The organism is uncultured Slackia sp. (assembly GCF_934630525.1).
In the GTDB taxonomy this organism is placed as follows: domain Bacteria; phylum Actinomycetota; class Coriobacteriia; order Coriobacteriales; family Eggerthellaceae; genus Slackia.
The window spans coordinates 1-13,875 of sequence record NZ_CAKTVX010000018.1 but is presented as its reverse complement, the minus strand read 5'-3'; the positions used below and the strand labels follow the sequence as shown (position 1 = coordinate 13,875).

At 57.4% G+C, this 13,875-nt stretch carries 12 protein-coding genes; 4 read left to right on the top strand and 8 right to left on the bottom strand.

The window, feature by feature from the left end:
* The 7 genes from Q0D41_RS09925 to Q0D41_RS09895 all read right to left on the bottom strand — a co-directional run.
* Positions 1–626, bottom strand: a 626-nt coding sequence (locus Q0D41_RS09925; RefSeq protein ID WP_294378774.1) for a GTP-binding protein, incomplete at its 3' end; no start/stop codon positions are given.
* 13 nt (positions 627–639) lie between these two features.
* Complete coding sequence (rpsG, locus tag Q0D41_RS09920) at positions 640–1,110, bottom strand: 30S ribosomal protein S7 (protein ID WP_294378771.1); 471 nt, start codon at positions 1,108–1,110, stop codon at positions 640–642.
* Positions 1,111–1,191: 81 nt separating this feature from the next.
* The gene (gene rpsL, locus Q0D41_RS09915; RefSeq protein WP_114616158.1) at positions 1,192–1,563 is read right to left on the bottom strand and encodes a 30S ribosomal protein S12; all 372 of its coding nucleotides are present in this window, start codon (positions 1,561–1,563) and stop codon (positions 1,192–1,194) included.
* A gap of 730 nt (positions 1,564–2,293) precedes the next feature.
* Entirely contained in the window at positions 2,294–3,526 is a 1,233-nt protein-coding gene (locus tag Q0D41_RS09910) for a dicarboxylate/amino acid:cation symporter (protein WP_294378770.1), read from the bottom strand.
* 153 nt (positions 3,527–3,679) lie between these two features.
* Positions 3,680–4,645 (bottom strand): C39 family peptidase, encoded by a 966-nt coding sequence (locus Q0D41_RS09905; protein WP_294378769.1) that lies wholly within the window; start codon positions 4,643–4,645, stop codon positions 3,680–3,682.
* 295 nt (positions 4,646–4,940) lie between these two features.
* Positions 4,941–5,732 (bottom strand): pyrroline-5-carboxylate reductase, encoded by a 792-nt coding sequence (gene proC / locus Q0D41_RS09900; RefSeq protein WP_114616172.1) that lies wholly within the window; start codon positions 5,730–5,732, stop codon positions 4,941–4,943.
* A gap of 252 nt (positions 5,733–5,984) precedes the next feature.
* A complete protein-coding gene (locus Q0D41_RS09895) occupies positions 5,985–6,920 on the bottom strand; it encodes a manganese-dependent inorganic pyrophosphatase (protein WP_294378765.1) in 936 nt (311 codons plus the stop codon).
* 117 nt (positions 6,921–7,037) lie between these two features.
* On the opposite strand from Q0D41_RS09895, the gene sdaAA reads away from it, so the two are divergent.
* The gene (sdaAA, locus tag Q0D41_RS09890; protein WP_294378763.1) at positions 7,038–8,708 is read left to right on the top strand and encodes an L-serine ammonia-lyase, iron-sulfur-dependent, subunit alpha; all 1,671 of its coding nucleotides are present in this window, start codon (positions 7,038–7,040) and stop codon (positions 8,706–8,708) included.
* An 84-nt stretch (positions 8,709–8,792) separates the two neighbouring features.
* On the opposite strand, the gene Q0D41_RS09885 is transcribed toward sdaAA, so the two are convergent.
* Entirely contained in the window at positions 8,793–9,113 is a 321-nt protein-coding gene (locus tag Q0D41_RS09885; protein ID WP_294378762.1) for a rhodanese-like domain-containing protein, read from the bottom strand.
* Positions 9,114–9,240: 127 nt separating this feature from the next.
* On the opposite strand from Q0D41_RS09885, the gene Q0D41_RS09880 reads away from it, so the two are divergent.
* The 3 genes from Q0D41_RS09880 to Q0D41_RS09870 all read left to right on the top strand — a co-directional run.
* Complete coding sequence (locus Q0D41_RS09880; protein ID WP_294378760.1) at positions 9,241–10,809, top strand: helicase HerA-like domain-containing protein; 1,569 nt, start codon at positions 9,241–9,243, stop codon at positions 10,807–10,809.
* A gap of 199 nt (positions 10,810–11,008) precedes the next feature.
* A complete protein-coding gene (locus tag Q0D41_RS09875) occupies positions 11,009–11,626 on the top strand; it encodes a LysE/ArgO family amino acid transporter (RefSeq protein ID WP_294378758.1) in 618 nt (205 codons plus the stop codon).
* A gap of 243 nt (positions 11,627–11,869) precedes the next feature.
* On the top strand, positions 11,870–13,875 hold a 2,006-nt coding region (locus tag Q0D41_RS09870; RefSeq protein WP_294378757.1), incomplete at its 3' end, for a hypothetical protein.

The following is a 13,875-nucleotide window of genomic DNA, read 5'->3' as shown; positions in this document are numbered from 1 at the left end:
TCGGCCGGGATGGCGTCCATCGGCTCGGGGTAGGTCATGCCCTTGTCGTCGGCCTTGAAGTCCCATGCGGTCATGGTAACGAGGTCGATAACGCCCCAGAAGTTGTCCTCAGCGCCCATGGGCAGCTGAGCGGCAACAGCATTCGCGCCCAGACGATCTTTCATCGTCTGAATCGCATGCAGGAAGTCGGCGCCAACGCGGTCATACTTGTTGATGAACGCGATGCGGGGAACGCCATAGCGCTCGGCCTGACGCCAAACGGTCTCAGACTGAGGCTGAACGCCTGCGACGGCGTCAAAAACGGCAACGGTGCCGTCGAGAACACGAAGGGAACGCTCGACCTCAGCGGTGAAGTCAACGTGGCCCGGGGTGTCAATGATCTGGAAGCGATAGGTTTCGCCATCCTTCTTCCAGAAGCAGGTGGTAGCAGCAGCAGTAATGGTTACGCCGCGCTCCTGTTCCTGAACCATCCAGTCCATGGTGGCAGCGCCATCGTGGACCTCGCCGATCTTGTGCGTCTTGCCCGTGTAGTACAGGATACGCTCGGTCGTGGTGGTTTTGCCGGCATCGATGTGAGCCATGATGCCGAAGTTACGGGTGAGATTAAGGTCGTTTGCCTTTGCCATTGTCTCTCACGCCCTACCAACGATAGTGCGAGAACGCACGGTTGGATTCGGCCATCTTGTAGAGGTCTTCACGCTTCTTGACAGACGCGCCGGTGTTCTCGGCGGCATCCATGATTTCAGCAGCAAGACGCTGAGCCATGGTGTGCTCCTTGCGATTGCGGGAGAAATCGACGATCCAACGGATGGCCAGAGTGGTGGCACGACGGGGGTTGACTTCCATCGGCACCTGGTAGGTTGCGCCGCCGACGCGCTTGGGCTTAACCTCAAGGGTGGGGCGAACGTTGTCCATAGCCTTCTTGAAGACGCTGAGGGCGTCCTGCTGGGTCTTCTCGGCGACGATGTCGAACGCACCGTAGACGATACGCTCGGCGAGGGACTTCTTGCCATCGAGAAGGACTTTGTTGATCAGCTGAGTGACCAAACGGTTGTTGTACACGGCGTCCGGCTGAACTTCGCGGCGGACTGCTGCTGCACGACGAGGCATAAATGTGCTCCTTGGTGATTGTGCGCGCTTCCGGGGTTCTTCCCCATTAGGCCTTTATCGACCCGCGCGACTTACTCATATTTATTTCGGGCGCTTAGCACCGTAACGGCTGCGAGCCTGCATGCGGTTGTTCACAGCAGCGCAGTCGAGGGCGGCGCGAATAATCTTGTAACGCACGCCCGGGAGGTCCTTAACACGGCCGCCGCGGATAAGCACCATGGAGTGCTCCTGCAGGTTGTGACCGATGCCAGGAATGTAGGCGGTAACCTCCATGCCGTTGACGAGGCGAACACGAGCAACCTTACGGAGTGCAGAGTTCGGCTTCTTCGGGGTGGTGGTGTACACACGCGTGCACACGCCACGCTTCTGGGGGTTGCCCTTGAGCGCCGGGGTCTTCTTCTTGTCGACCTGCTTGGCGCGGCCCTTGCGGACCAGCTGGTTAATAGTAGGCAAAGCTTCTCCTTCAAATCTTACGGCTTGCCGGCACTTTCCAGCGACCTGCACAAGCTCGTTCTTGCCTGGGCTGAGTGGGTCAGCCCCTCCCCTGGCCTTGCGCTTCTCGAACTCAATGTTCAACCCAGGAGCTCGAAAACCGTTCGGCCTTGCCTGCAGCCTGGCAGCACGCCGGCGCAAGCAAACGTCCCTCGCGAAACGCAAGGCGAAACTTTACCATCGTCAAAATAGAGTGTCAAACGCCACGCACCCGGGCGTATCTATTCATCTCTTACGCTATTTTCCCAGGTCACAGCTCTTTAGACCATAATTTAGTCGAGGAATTGTGAATGAATCGGCAAAAAAATCTTGAACCAGCCAACGGTTTGTGGAAGGAAACGCAAAAATGCAATGTATATATTGCATTATGAAACAGGGCCTCGTTCCGCGTGCGCTCAACAAGGAGGGAACGCACCTGAAAGACACGTTTTTCAATGCGGAAACAACGCCGGCATGCCGCCTTGACGCAACCATTGAACGGAGCTTGGACGGAAACAGCGCTTTTCGATATACGCCCGACAATTGTCGCTCCGACGATTGTCGCTTTCCCGCGCCGATAGCAGCTTTTCCAAATCGAGACCATCGATCGCCGCTTTTCTAAATCGCCCTCATAAACAAAGGAAGCCGCAAAACGCGGCTTCCAAAATACTTCACAGCTTCACCGGACGCGTAACCCCATTACGCGAGCCAGCTATTTCGCCAAACCGATCTTCTTTTCATCTTCGGTATTGAAAAGCTGGCGATGCTCGTCAGACTCCTCGATTCCATGGCGCTCGGCGTAGCCCGTAAGCATGAGCGTCAAAGCGCCATCGCCCGTGATATTGCACGCAGTGCCGAAGCTATCCTGCAGAGCGAATACGGTAAGCACGAGCGCCGTGGCAGTGTCGCCGAACCCGAGCACGCCCGTGATAAGGCCGAGCGACGCCATAACGGTACCGCCAGGAACGCCAGGGGCGCCAATGGCGAATACGCCGAGCAGCAGGCAGAACAAAACCATGGTCGAGAGCTCAGGCATAGACCCATTAATCATTTGGCCAATGGTCATAACGAAGAAGACCTCCGTGAGCACCGATCCACACAAATGGATATTGGCGAACAGCGGAATGCCGAAGCTCACCATGTCGCGACGCAGCGGAGGCACAGCGCGATTGGCGCCCTGAAGCGCAACAGCAAGCGTCGCAGCGGAAGACATGGTGCCAACAGCGGTCAAATACGCTGGGCCGTACTGGCGAAGAACCTTGAGCGGATTCTTTCCCGAATAGGCGCCAGCGATGCCGTACAAAATGGCAAGCCAAATGTAATGGCCGACAATAACGATAAGCACCACCGCGAGGAACACGGGCAGCTGGCGCGTGATGGTGCCCTCATACGCAAGGCCGCAAAACGTGGTGGCGATAAAGAGCGGCAGAATCGGAATAACCACGCGCGTCACAATAGCCAAAACGATACGCTGGAACTCATCGAGCAGCTTGCACATGAGGTCTGCATGCGTCCATACCGCAGCAAGGCCAAGCAAAATGGAGAGCACGAGCGCGCTCATGACGGGCATGATTTGCGGAATATCAAGCTGGAATACGATATCGGGCAGCTCTTTGAGCCCATCGACCGATGTGGCGATAGACAGGTTGGGAATGATCGCGTAACCGGCGAACATCGAGAACAGCGCGGCGCCAATGCTCGAGCAATACGCGATAAGCACAGCCACGCCAAGAATGCGCGACACGTTCGAGCCGAGCTTCGTGATGGACGGCGCAATGAAGCCGATGATAATGAGCGGAACGCAGAACATGATGACCTGGCCGAGCACGTACTTGACCGTCACAACCACGTTCATAACCGCCTCGTTGGCAACAAGGCCAACGAGAATGCCCACGACCACCGCCACGAGCAAGATAAACGGCAGACTGGTGAAAAACTTCTTCATGAAAACCTCCGTGCAAATATGCGGGCACAAGCCCGTAAACGCAAACAATACCATGTTATGCAATCCACAACGACGAGGTATGGGGACTCATGGATTAACGGACGAAAACGTTCGTGAAAGCCGTCCAGAAGATGACGCACGCCGACAAAGCGCCTATGCGACGTGGAAGGCGTACATCATGATTGATTGATTCGCGATTGCGTTCGCATCCCAGGTTTTCGCGGTATTCACGCTGGAGTATGGGTCATTGATCTGGATCGAACCGTCGCTCGCAACGCCTCGCGCAACGAGGAAGTGGCCGCTATCGGTGAAATCGCCAGGGCCAACGTTCACGATTACGAAGAAGCCATTTTTGAGATAGCGAACGAGGCTTTCCGCCGAGGGAGAGAATTCCTCACACGCAAGGCCGAGCTTTCCAGCGTCGTCAACGAGGAAATCGCCGATGGTGCCTTCCCCATCGACCGCATACCCATCGGCCGTTGCAAGCGCGGCCGTGTCGGCGGGCGTTTTGTCGGTTTTGCCCGTGAGTGCCATATAGACCATGGAAAGCGACGTAGGACAGCAGCCCGTAGAACCAAGAGCGGCGCCGCAATACTCAACATAGCCCCAACGCTGGTCCCATTGCTTCAAATCGGGAACCGAGCCCCGCGCTACCGTATCGGAATACGCCGTCCCCGAACTTGCAGGATATCGATTGGGAAAATCAGCGACATAATCAAGGGCCTCGGGGTCTTTGGCGGCAAGTTCCAGCATTTTCCGCTGGTAATGCTCTCCGGTCTGAGCGAGCGCGGCAGCATCATTGACGATACGGACGACACGAGGGTCATCTTGTTTTGCTTCAAGCCCTTTAAGCGTTTCCGAATCGAGCCCCACTGGCAACTGGGAGAAATCTGCACGTTCCACGTTTTTGACGACGGCATCATCTTCCGATTCCTCGGTATTGGCTTCGTCTTCTTCAGTAACGGCATAGGTTTCTTCGGACGTGTTCGCCGTAGCAATTTCGGGCGAATGGCCAAAACGGGAAGCAGCGAACATTCCGCAGAAGACAAGCAGCACGGCAATAACGCAAACCCAGACCGATCGAGGAGTCGACGATAGCGACGACAATAGTGTCGCCATATAGTTTGCATCTCGAAAGCATGAGCTCGACGGTTGGCCGCTAGGGTTCGAGCTGGAATGGCCCTCATTAAAAGAACAACCATGCATCGAGCCCTTTTCGCTCGAACGACGAGTTCCGCGCCCCGAAAGGTCGAGAACGTCATCGTCGCATGCGTCATCCGCATTCTGACTCTGCCTGCGTTCAAGGCGGGCGCGCGCAGCATCGCGCGATTCGTCTTGTGGTTCTATATGCTTCTTCCCGTCGTTTGCCGACACGCGAAACCCTTCTTATATCTCTATATCGAAAAATACGTTCTTAAAGGCGCTTGGCTTTTTCGACCGTCGCCAAAAGACCCTCGATGACCGCCGAACGCATGCCTTTTTCTTCGAGCACGCGAAGGCCTTCGATCGTCGTACCCGCTGGCGAGCACACAGCATCTTTCAACGCGGCGGGATGCTGGCCCGTTTCGAGCACCATGCGGGCCGAGCCCGCAACGGCAGCCGCGGCCATGCGATACGCCGATGCCCTGGGCAGCCCCTCGGCGACGCCAGCATCGGCCATGGCCTCAATGAACATATATACATATGCTGGGGAACAGCCCGCGACGGCGGTTGCGGCGTCGAAGAGATGCTCGGACAGCACCTCGCCTTCGCCAAACGATTGAACGAAAGCCATAACGCGAGCTTGGTCAGCCTCGTCAAGACCGTCGCCATATGCAACAGATGTCATACCGCAACCAATGGCAGCGGGCGTATTGGGCATCAAGCGCACGATTTTTTTTGCGCCCGTTTTTTCAGAAAGCCATGAAAGCGTTTTGCCGGGAGCGATGGAAACCACGATTGCCTCGCTCGAAAGCGTGGGCGCAACTTCGGCGATGACGGATTCATACATTTGGGGCTTGACGGCCAGAATAACCATCTCGGCTTTTGCCGCCTCGGCATTGCTGGACGCCACATCAACGCCGAATTCCGCATGAACGGCATCGAGCGTTTTCTGCGTGCGCGCGGAAACGACGACATCGCCAGGCTCGCACAAGCCAGCAGAAAGCACGCCAGAAAGCATGGCACGACCCATATTGCCGCACCCAACAAAACCAATCTTATGCATGAGGCCCACCTTAAAAGAGGAAGTTCGAACTCGCATCGCAGAGCTTTCCCGCCCGTGCCGAAGACATCGGACCGTAGCACAAAGCCGCATGGAGAACGCTCCGGAAGCGATTCATCAGCAAATGCTGCAGCCCATTCCCAAAACACTCTTTCGCATTGTTTTGGGAATGGGTTGCGGAATAGCCCGCAATATCGCGTCGCAGACGATACCGCACAAAAGCAAGAGGCCGGCCCCGAAAGGCCGGCCTTTCAATTAAGCCGCGAGAATCGGAGCAGCAACCTGCTTCTTGCGGGAAAGAACGCCCGGCATCCATACGCTCTTGCCGGTGACGTCGATACCGAAGACCTTGTTCACGAATTCGGTATCGCCCTCGCAAATGAACTGGCTGCCCTCGGCCAGAATGTCGGTCGCGAAGAAGAGCACGAACTGGTAGCCCTTCTCGGAAACGAGAGCCTTGATGGCTTCGCGAATCTCAGCCTCGCGGCCAAGCACGGCCTGAAGGTCGACGGTTTCGAACTGGCCAATGTAAACCTTATTGCCGTTCGAAAGCTCGAATTCCTTCGCATCGGCGTTCACGATTTTCTCGACAGGCAGCTCGGCCGGGTTGGAACGGCACTTGAAAATGTTCATGCCGTACTCCACCGGGTCAACGCCGACGAATTCAGCCGTTTTCGCGATGATGTCGCGGTCGAAGTTCGTGGTGGTGGGAGACTTCATGATCACCGTGTCGGTGAGCATGGCACCCAGCAGCACGGCAGCGATAGCCTTGGGCATCTCGATGCCCTCGATGCCGAACTCGCGAGCAACGATCGCGCAGGTCGAGCCAACGGGCATAGCGTTGTAGCGAAGAGGCTGCGCAGTGGTAAGGCCGCCCAGGCGATGGTGGTCGACGATTTCGACGATCTCGGCGTTCTCGAGGCCATCGGCAGACTGCAGCGCCTCGCTGTGGTCGACAAGAATCACCTTATCGCCTTCGCCCACACCCTCGATGAGGCGCGGAGTCTCGATGCCGTTCTCGGAAAGAATCCACTCGGTCTCGGGCGGGAGGTCGCCGAGGCGAACAGCTTCGTACGCCACATCTTCGCCGTTCTTCTTGGCGAGTTCGTTCTTCAGATAGGCATAGCCAATCGCAGCCGAAATCGCGTCGTTATCGGGATTCTTGTGGCCGAACACCAGAATCGAAGGCATAGGGTTTCCTCCTTGTTTCACTTCATACAAATCATAGCGAAACAGTGTACCATGGCAGAATCACACGAGCCCGTTCGTGTGCAATGACCCATAGAATTCCCAGCAGAAAGGCCAAACATGAGGATTCTTGGCATTCGAGATATTATCGGCCCCATTATGATTGGCCCATCGAGCAGCCACACCGCGGGCGCGCTCCGCATCGCGAGCATGTGCCGCCGTTTGCTCGCGGGCGAACCTCGTCAGGTGGCCTTTCATCTATACGGCAGCTTTGCCCACACCTACCGCGGGCACGGCACCGACAAAGCCCTTGTCGCAGGCCTGCTCGGCATGGCGGCCGACGACGAACGTATTCGCGATTCATTCGAAATCGCCAAACAACAAGACTTGAGTTTCGTCTTTGAGCCCCGACCGAACGAGCCGATGCCCCACCCCAACACCGTATGCATCGAAGTCACCGATTCCACGGGTTCCCATGTTTCCATGCGCGGAGAGAGCATTGGCGGAGGCGCAGCGGTCATCACGCGCATTAACGGCATCGACGTGCGCCTGACGGGCGAATACCACAGCATCGTCGTGAAGCAACGCGACGTGGCAGGCGTGCTCGCGCATATTGCGACGTGCCTTTCGGTGTTCGACGTGAATATCGCCACCACGAAGCTGTTCCGCGAGCGAAAAGGCGAACTCGCCTACACCATTATGCAAACCGATGACGAAATCGACGAGCGCGTAGCAGCAAGCATCGCGAAGCACCCAGACATCTTCGACGTGCGCATCGTGAAAAGCGATCGAGCGAGCGAAGCGGTCGCCCCCGTGAAAGGCAATGCGGAAAACGTCGGCGGTTTCGCCGCCGAATTCACCCCGCAGGAAGCCGCCGCCCGTTTTGAAGAACTAGATTTTACATGCGGGGCAGAAATGCTCGCCTATTGCGAACATGAAGGCATCGCAATTTCTGAGGCAATGTGCCGCCGCGAACGATGCATGCTTGCAGCCGATGGCGTCGCAGTCGACAACACGCGACGCTATTTGGAACGCGTGCTTTCCGTTATGCGCGAATCGGCAACCGCGCCCATAACATCGCCCGTGCGCTCGATGGGCGGCCTCATTGGCGGCGAGGCAGCCGCGCTTTCGAAGCTCGAGGCCCAAACGGACAGCGACACGGCCAACGCATGCATCGCCGACCCCATGCTCGCCCGCGCAACCACGTATGCCATGGCGGTGCTCGAAACAAACGCGTCTATGGGGCGCATTGTCGCGGCACCCACAGCTGGCTCTTCGGGCGTCGTGCCTGCGATGCTTTTAGCGGCGCAAGACAAGCATGGATTCAGCGATGAAGAACTCATCAGCGCTCTGGCGAACGCAGCCGCAATTGGGTATTTGATCACGAGGAATGCTACGGTTGCCGGAGCTGAAGGCGGCTGCCAAGCCGAAGTTGGCGCCGCGAGCGCCATGGCCGCAAGCGCGGCATGCGAGCTTTTCGGAGGAACGCCCGCGCAATGCTTCGCGGCGGCGAGCAATGCGCTTTGCGGGCTCATGGGCCTGGTGTGCGACCCCGTCGCAGGCTTGGTCGAAGCGCCCTGTCAAAAGCGCAACGCCACGGGCGTTGCCAACGCAATCGTATCGGCGCAAATCGCGCTCGCAGGCATTAGCAACCTCGCAAACTTCGACGAAACCGTTGAAGCCATGCGTCGCGTGGGCAATTCCCTTCCCTTCGAGCTTCGGGAAAGCGCGCTCGGCGGCCTTGCCGCAACGCCTTCCGCATGCGCATTCTGCGAAGGCTGCATGAACTAACAAACCAACGGATGTGTTAAATGCTCGTGCGTTAAATGCTCGTAGCGTTTAGCACATCCGTCACACCCTTTTCGCACAGGAACGCTAGCGAACCACTTCCCCCTGGTAGCCCGCAATGCCACCGATATTCTCAACCTTGGTGTAGCCCGATCGTTTCAAAAACGAGCACGCTTGACCGCTTCTCGACCCCGTGAGGCAATGGACGAAAATCGGAGTGTCCTTTTCCGGATATTCCCGAAGCACACGCTCGATATCGTTAAGGGGAATGTTAACGCTCCCGGGAATATGCCCCTGCCCATACTCTTCTTCGCTGCGAACATCAATCAAAACCGCGCCCTCGGTCGCACGCCACCGGCCAACGCCCCTGTTGATCGTAGCTCCCGTAATCAAGTCTATAAAGCTCATGCGACGCTCCTCATCTTTCTTCAAATGGCTGCGCAAAACAGTCGGCCCGTTTGCGCGCCGGCGTTGGATATCAACGAGTGACCACTGGTAAAATACCAATATTACAGCCATTTGTAAGGAGGTCCTCGTGCTTCAAAACGGCAAAATCTGGATGGCCCAGGGCGACAACCCCTGTTATTTGCTGCTCAACCAAGCGAACCGGCATGGCCTCATCGCCGGCGCATCGGGCACGGGCAAAACGGTCACGCTCAAAGTCATGGCCGAGGGCTTCTCGCAAGCAGGAGTGCCCGTGTTCATGGCAGACGTCAAAGGCGACGTGACCGGCATGTGCCAAGCGGGCGTCGATTCGGAAAGCATGCAGAAACGCCGAGTGAAATTCGGCCTCGAGAATTTCACCTATCAAGGTTGCCCGACTCGCATATGGGATATGACCGGCGAAGACGGCATTCCCGTGCGCGTTACCATTTCAGACATGGGACCCGTGCTGCTTTCGCGGCTGCTCGGCCTTACGAAGGTGCAGGAAGGCGTGCTCAATATTGTCTTCCGCATTGCCGACGACAAGCAGATGCTGCTTATTGACCTCAAAGACCTGCGCTCCATGCTCACTTACGTAAGCGAACACGCCAAGGAATACACCACCACATACGGCAACGTTTCCTCGCAATCGGTGGGCGCCATTCTGCGCGCGCTCATCGCCATCGAAGACCAAGACGGCGACCTTTTCTTCGGCGAACCCGCGCTCGAACTTTCAGATTGGCTCGCGTGCGACGCGAATGGACGCGGCTACGTCAACATCCTTAACGCGGCAAGGCTCATCGAGCACCCGCAAATTTACGCGATGTTCCTGCTGTGGATGCTTTCCGACCTCTTCGAAAAGCTGCCCGAAGTCGGAGACGCGGACAAGCCCAAATTCGTCTTCTTCTTCGATGAGGCCCATCTGCTTTTTAACGACATGCCGAACGAGCTTCTAAGCAAAATCGTACAAGTGGTCAAGCTCATTCGCTCCAAAGGCGTGGGCGTGTATTTCATCACCCAATCGCCAAGCGACATTCCTGACGAAGTGCTCGCGCAGCTCTCAAACCGCGTGCAGCATGGCCTGCGAGCATATACGCCTGCCGAACAGAAAGCCGTTAAGGCAGCCGCACGGGCGTTTCGCACCAATCCGAACTTCAAGAGCGAAGACGCCATTCTGGAGTTGGGCACAGGCGAGGCGCTCGTAAGCTTCCTCGATGAAGACGGCAGGCCTTCGATCGTCGAGAATGCGAAAATCTTGCCGCCGCAGTGCCTGATGGCGGCCGCGTCTGACGAGGCGAAAGCTGCAGTGCTCCAAAGCCAAGCGGCGCTCATGGAAAAATACGGAACCGCCATCGACCGCGAAAGCGCCTACGAAAAAATTCTGAACGAGCAGGAGCAGAATGCTGCCGCCGCAGAACTCGAGCGGCAGCGCGCCGAGCTCGAAGCGCAAAAGGCGGAGTTCGCCAAACAGCAAGAAGCCGCGCAGAAAGCAGCTGAGAAGGAAGCCGAGCGACAGCGCAAGGCCGCCGAAAAAGAAGCGGAGCGCCAGCTCAAAGCCGCTGAACGCGAACGCCAGAAGCAGCGCGACGCCATGACTCGCATGGCAACGAACATCTTGGGCTCCGCCGGCCGCACTGCCGCTAACCAGATTATTCGAGGCCTCTTCGGAACCAGACGTTAGCAGCGAGGACTCCAGCAATCGTGGACCGAGCAAGGAGCTCCAACGGGCCAAGAGCGAACGGGAGGGCTCTCGTTGACGATTCTGAAACAAGGGCCCTTATGTCGCTCGCGAACTCGCCCGCCCAAGCCCCAACCTCTCCGCCGACCTGTTAAACGCTACAAACATTTAACAGGTCACGAACGACAAGGAACACTCGAGCATGCTACCCATTTTTCTTCAAGGATTATCGCTGGGCCTGGCGTTTCTGGCCCCCATCGGCATGCAGAACCTCTTCGTCATCAACAGCGCGTTGAGCCATAAGCTCGGCCAGGCCCTGGCGACGTCGCTCGTGGTTGTGTTCTGGGACATTTCTCTGGGGGTCACCTGCTTCCTCGGCGCCGGAGCGCTCATGGACGCGTTCCCGTGGCTCAAAAAGATTATGCTCGGGCTTGGCGGCCTGTTGGTGATATACATAGGCTTAGGCCTCATAAGGTCGGAGGCGAGCCTGAATGGCGGAAAGGACGTCAACCAGCCATTCGCGAAGATCATCGTTGCCGCATTCGTCGTGACGTGGCTCAACCCCCAGGCCCTGATTGACGGCACGATGATGCTCGGAGCATTCAGGACAACGCTGCCGGCGGGCGGCGACCTCCCCTTCATCATCGGCTTCACGTCGGCGAGCTTCATTTGGTTCAACGGCCTCGCGATCGCGTCGAATGCGCTCGGTACGAGAATCAACACGCATGCCCTTACCTGGATCAATCGCGTGTGCGGCGTCGTGATTATCTGCTACGGCCTCAAGCTGCTTTTCGACTTAGCGCAATTGCTTTTCGGGTAAGTGCTTTTCGGAAAAGCGTCGCCCCCGCGCAAAAGTGGAACAATTTGAGGGTCATGCATGACACCAAAGAACGCGAAAAACATCGCGCATGCAACATCGACAAAACGACGCAGCAGAATATCAGGCATACGTCTACCCTCTTGTTCATTTGGCCGATTTTTCGCCCAAATGGCACTAACGCAACTCAATGAAGCACGACATAATTTACTTATTTGAACATTTTTTGAGAGATGGGAATCGAAGATGCTTGATCGCCGTACATTTATTGCTGCTGGAGCATCCTCGCTGGCGGGTATCATGCTGCCTCGCGTGCCAGGCCTCCAAGGTGTATTCGCGCTGCCGTTTGCGCCAACCGAGGCCTTTGCCGACGAAGAAGACCCCTTCAAGGTGCTCGTTCTCTCGCGCACCATGTTTGGTGTGGTCGTGGTCGACGTCGCCAACAAGAATACGCCCATCACGGGTGCCCAGGTTACGCTCACATCGCGCTATGCCGCGGGCAAACAGCTCACCGCCACAACCGACGACGAGGGCACAGCTATCTTTGAGATTGCTCCGCTTTCGGAAGGCTACGTGGACGAAGCGACGCTTCTCGATGCGTACGACTTTAACGGCGGCATCTCCATCAGCATGGAAGGCTACCGCGATGTCGAGATTCCCCTTGCGCGTATCCAGGGCGGTACCGCCGTTACCGCGCCCACGCGTCCGCTCTCCGACGGTGAACCGTACTTTCGCCAGCTTACGTTCGACGAATGGGACATCCAGTACGCCAACGCCACGTTCATGGCGATGCCCAAAGACGATGCAGCAAATGCGCAGCCCGACACGCACGCCTTTACCGTGCAGGCTCATCTGCCGCAGGGCGGACAGGCGACGTTGCATATCAACAAGGTAATGCCTGCCGCAGGCAGCTCATCCGAAACCGTCACGCAGATTGGACAGGTCAAGGCCAGCGCAACGGGCGCAGATAATCTGGCGATGTTCACGCTCGAAGACAAGTTCCTCGATGCGGCGTCGGGCCTTCTGGAAGAAGGGTGCAAGCTGCGCTTTGCGCTCGACTACCAGGGTAAAACCTACACGCTCTCCTCCCCCATGGCCGTTGCCACCGCGCCGGCCTCAAAGGCAGAATCGGGCTCGACGACCATCATCCCCACCACCATGGATCAAGAGATCACTCCGTTTGATTTCCCCGCGGCGTTCCCCGGCATCGGCGGCAACAAGTTCACCTGCTGGATGCCCACGTTTCCGATTCTCTTCGATTTCTCGTTTGCCGGGTACGTGTTGTTTGGCGGCGGATACAAACCAGTCAGTTACATGAACGATTCGGGCAATCCGGATCCGGAATACTGGAAGAAGTCGCCGCGCGAGTCGGGCGCCAAGCAGGCAAACCGCTACCTCGACGAGATGGAGGGGAAGTGGAATCAGTACAAGAGTATGAGTGCCGGTTCGGGCACCGATCCAAGGAACACCAAGCTCCTTCGTCACCATTGCACGCTGCTGTTCACGATGGATATCGCAACACAGGTGTACGGATCGCTCGCCTACGACTGGGTAGGCAAAACTTGGGGCGATAACAACGATCCGGCGTTTGGCAATATTAAGGCCCTCTTCCAAGTAAAAACCGACCTCAACTGGACCGAGCAGTTCACCTTGGGCCCGGTGCCGTTTTTCCTAAACGTCAATCCTTGGGTGTTGGCAAAGCTGGCGCTCGCGGTAGGCGCCCACACACACGGCAGCGGCGCGGCGTTCTTCAAAAACATTTCGCTCGACTATTCCAATACGTCGGGATCATTCACCATCCAGATCGGGCTTGCCGTCACCTTTGGAGCCGGCGTTGCAGGCGTCGCTTCGTCCGCCGTGCGCGGTGCCGCATCCCTCACACTGTTCATTGGGTACGAGAAGGCGGACGGCCACCAGCTTCCGCGGCTGCGCGTGGGTGCAGACGTCGATGTCGACGTGATACTCCAGTTCGTCATGTTCAAGTGGACCACCAAGGCCTGGTCGGGGTCGTGGCCCACACTCATCGATTCGTGGAACATGTCGGTGAACAACGGCGACCAGTATGTACTCCAGCGCTCTGAGCTGGCCTTGGGTGGAGATACGCCTTATACGCTGGATGCCTGCTTTGGCGCGACCGGCAATGCCGAGGCAGGTGGTGTGCCGCAGTTTATCGCATCGGCCACCATCGTCACCAATGCCGAGCTGCTCGCATGCGCCGAAGTTGCAGCCACCCCCGTAAACGTCGTACCGAT

Coding starts and splice junctions, on each gene's coding strand:
- rpsG (WP_294378771.1), bottom strand. CDS start 1,110: ATGCCTCGTCGTGCAGCAGCAGTCCGCCGCGAAGTTCAGCCGGACGCC.
- Q0D41_RS09910 (WP_294378770.1), bottom strand. CDS start 3,526: ATGAAGAAGTTTTTCACCAGTCTGCCGTTTATCTTGCTCGTGGCGGTG.
- Q0D41_RS09905 (WP_294378769.1), bottom strand. CDS start 4,645: ATGGCGACACTATTGTCGTCGCTATCGTCGACTCCTCGATCGGTCTGG.
- proC (WP_114616172.1), bottom strand. CDS start 5,732: ATGCATAAGATTGGTTTTGTTGGGTGCGGCAATATGGGTCGTGCCATG.
- Q0D41_RS09895 (WP_294378765.1), bottom strand. CDS start 6,920: ATGCCTTCGATTCTGGTGTTCGGCCACAAGAATCCCGATAACGACGCG.
- sdaAA (WP_294378763.1), top strand. CDS start 7,038: ATGAGGATTCTTGGCATTCGAGATATTATCGGCCCCATTATGATTGGC.
- Q0D41_RS09885 (WP_294378762.1), bottom strand. CDS start 9,113: ATGAGCTTTATAGACTTGATTACGGGAGCTACGATCAACAGGGGCGTT.
- Q0D41_RS09875 (WP_294378758.1), top strand. CDS start 11,009: ATGCTACCCATTTTTCTTCAAGGATTATCGCTGGGCCTGGCGTTTCTG.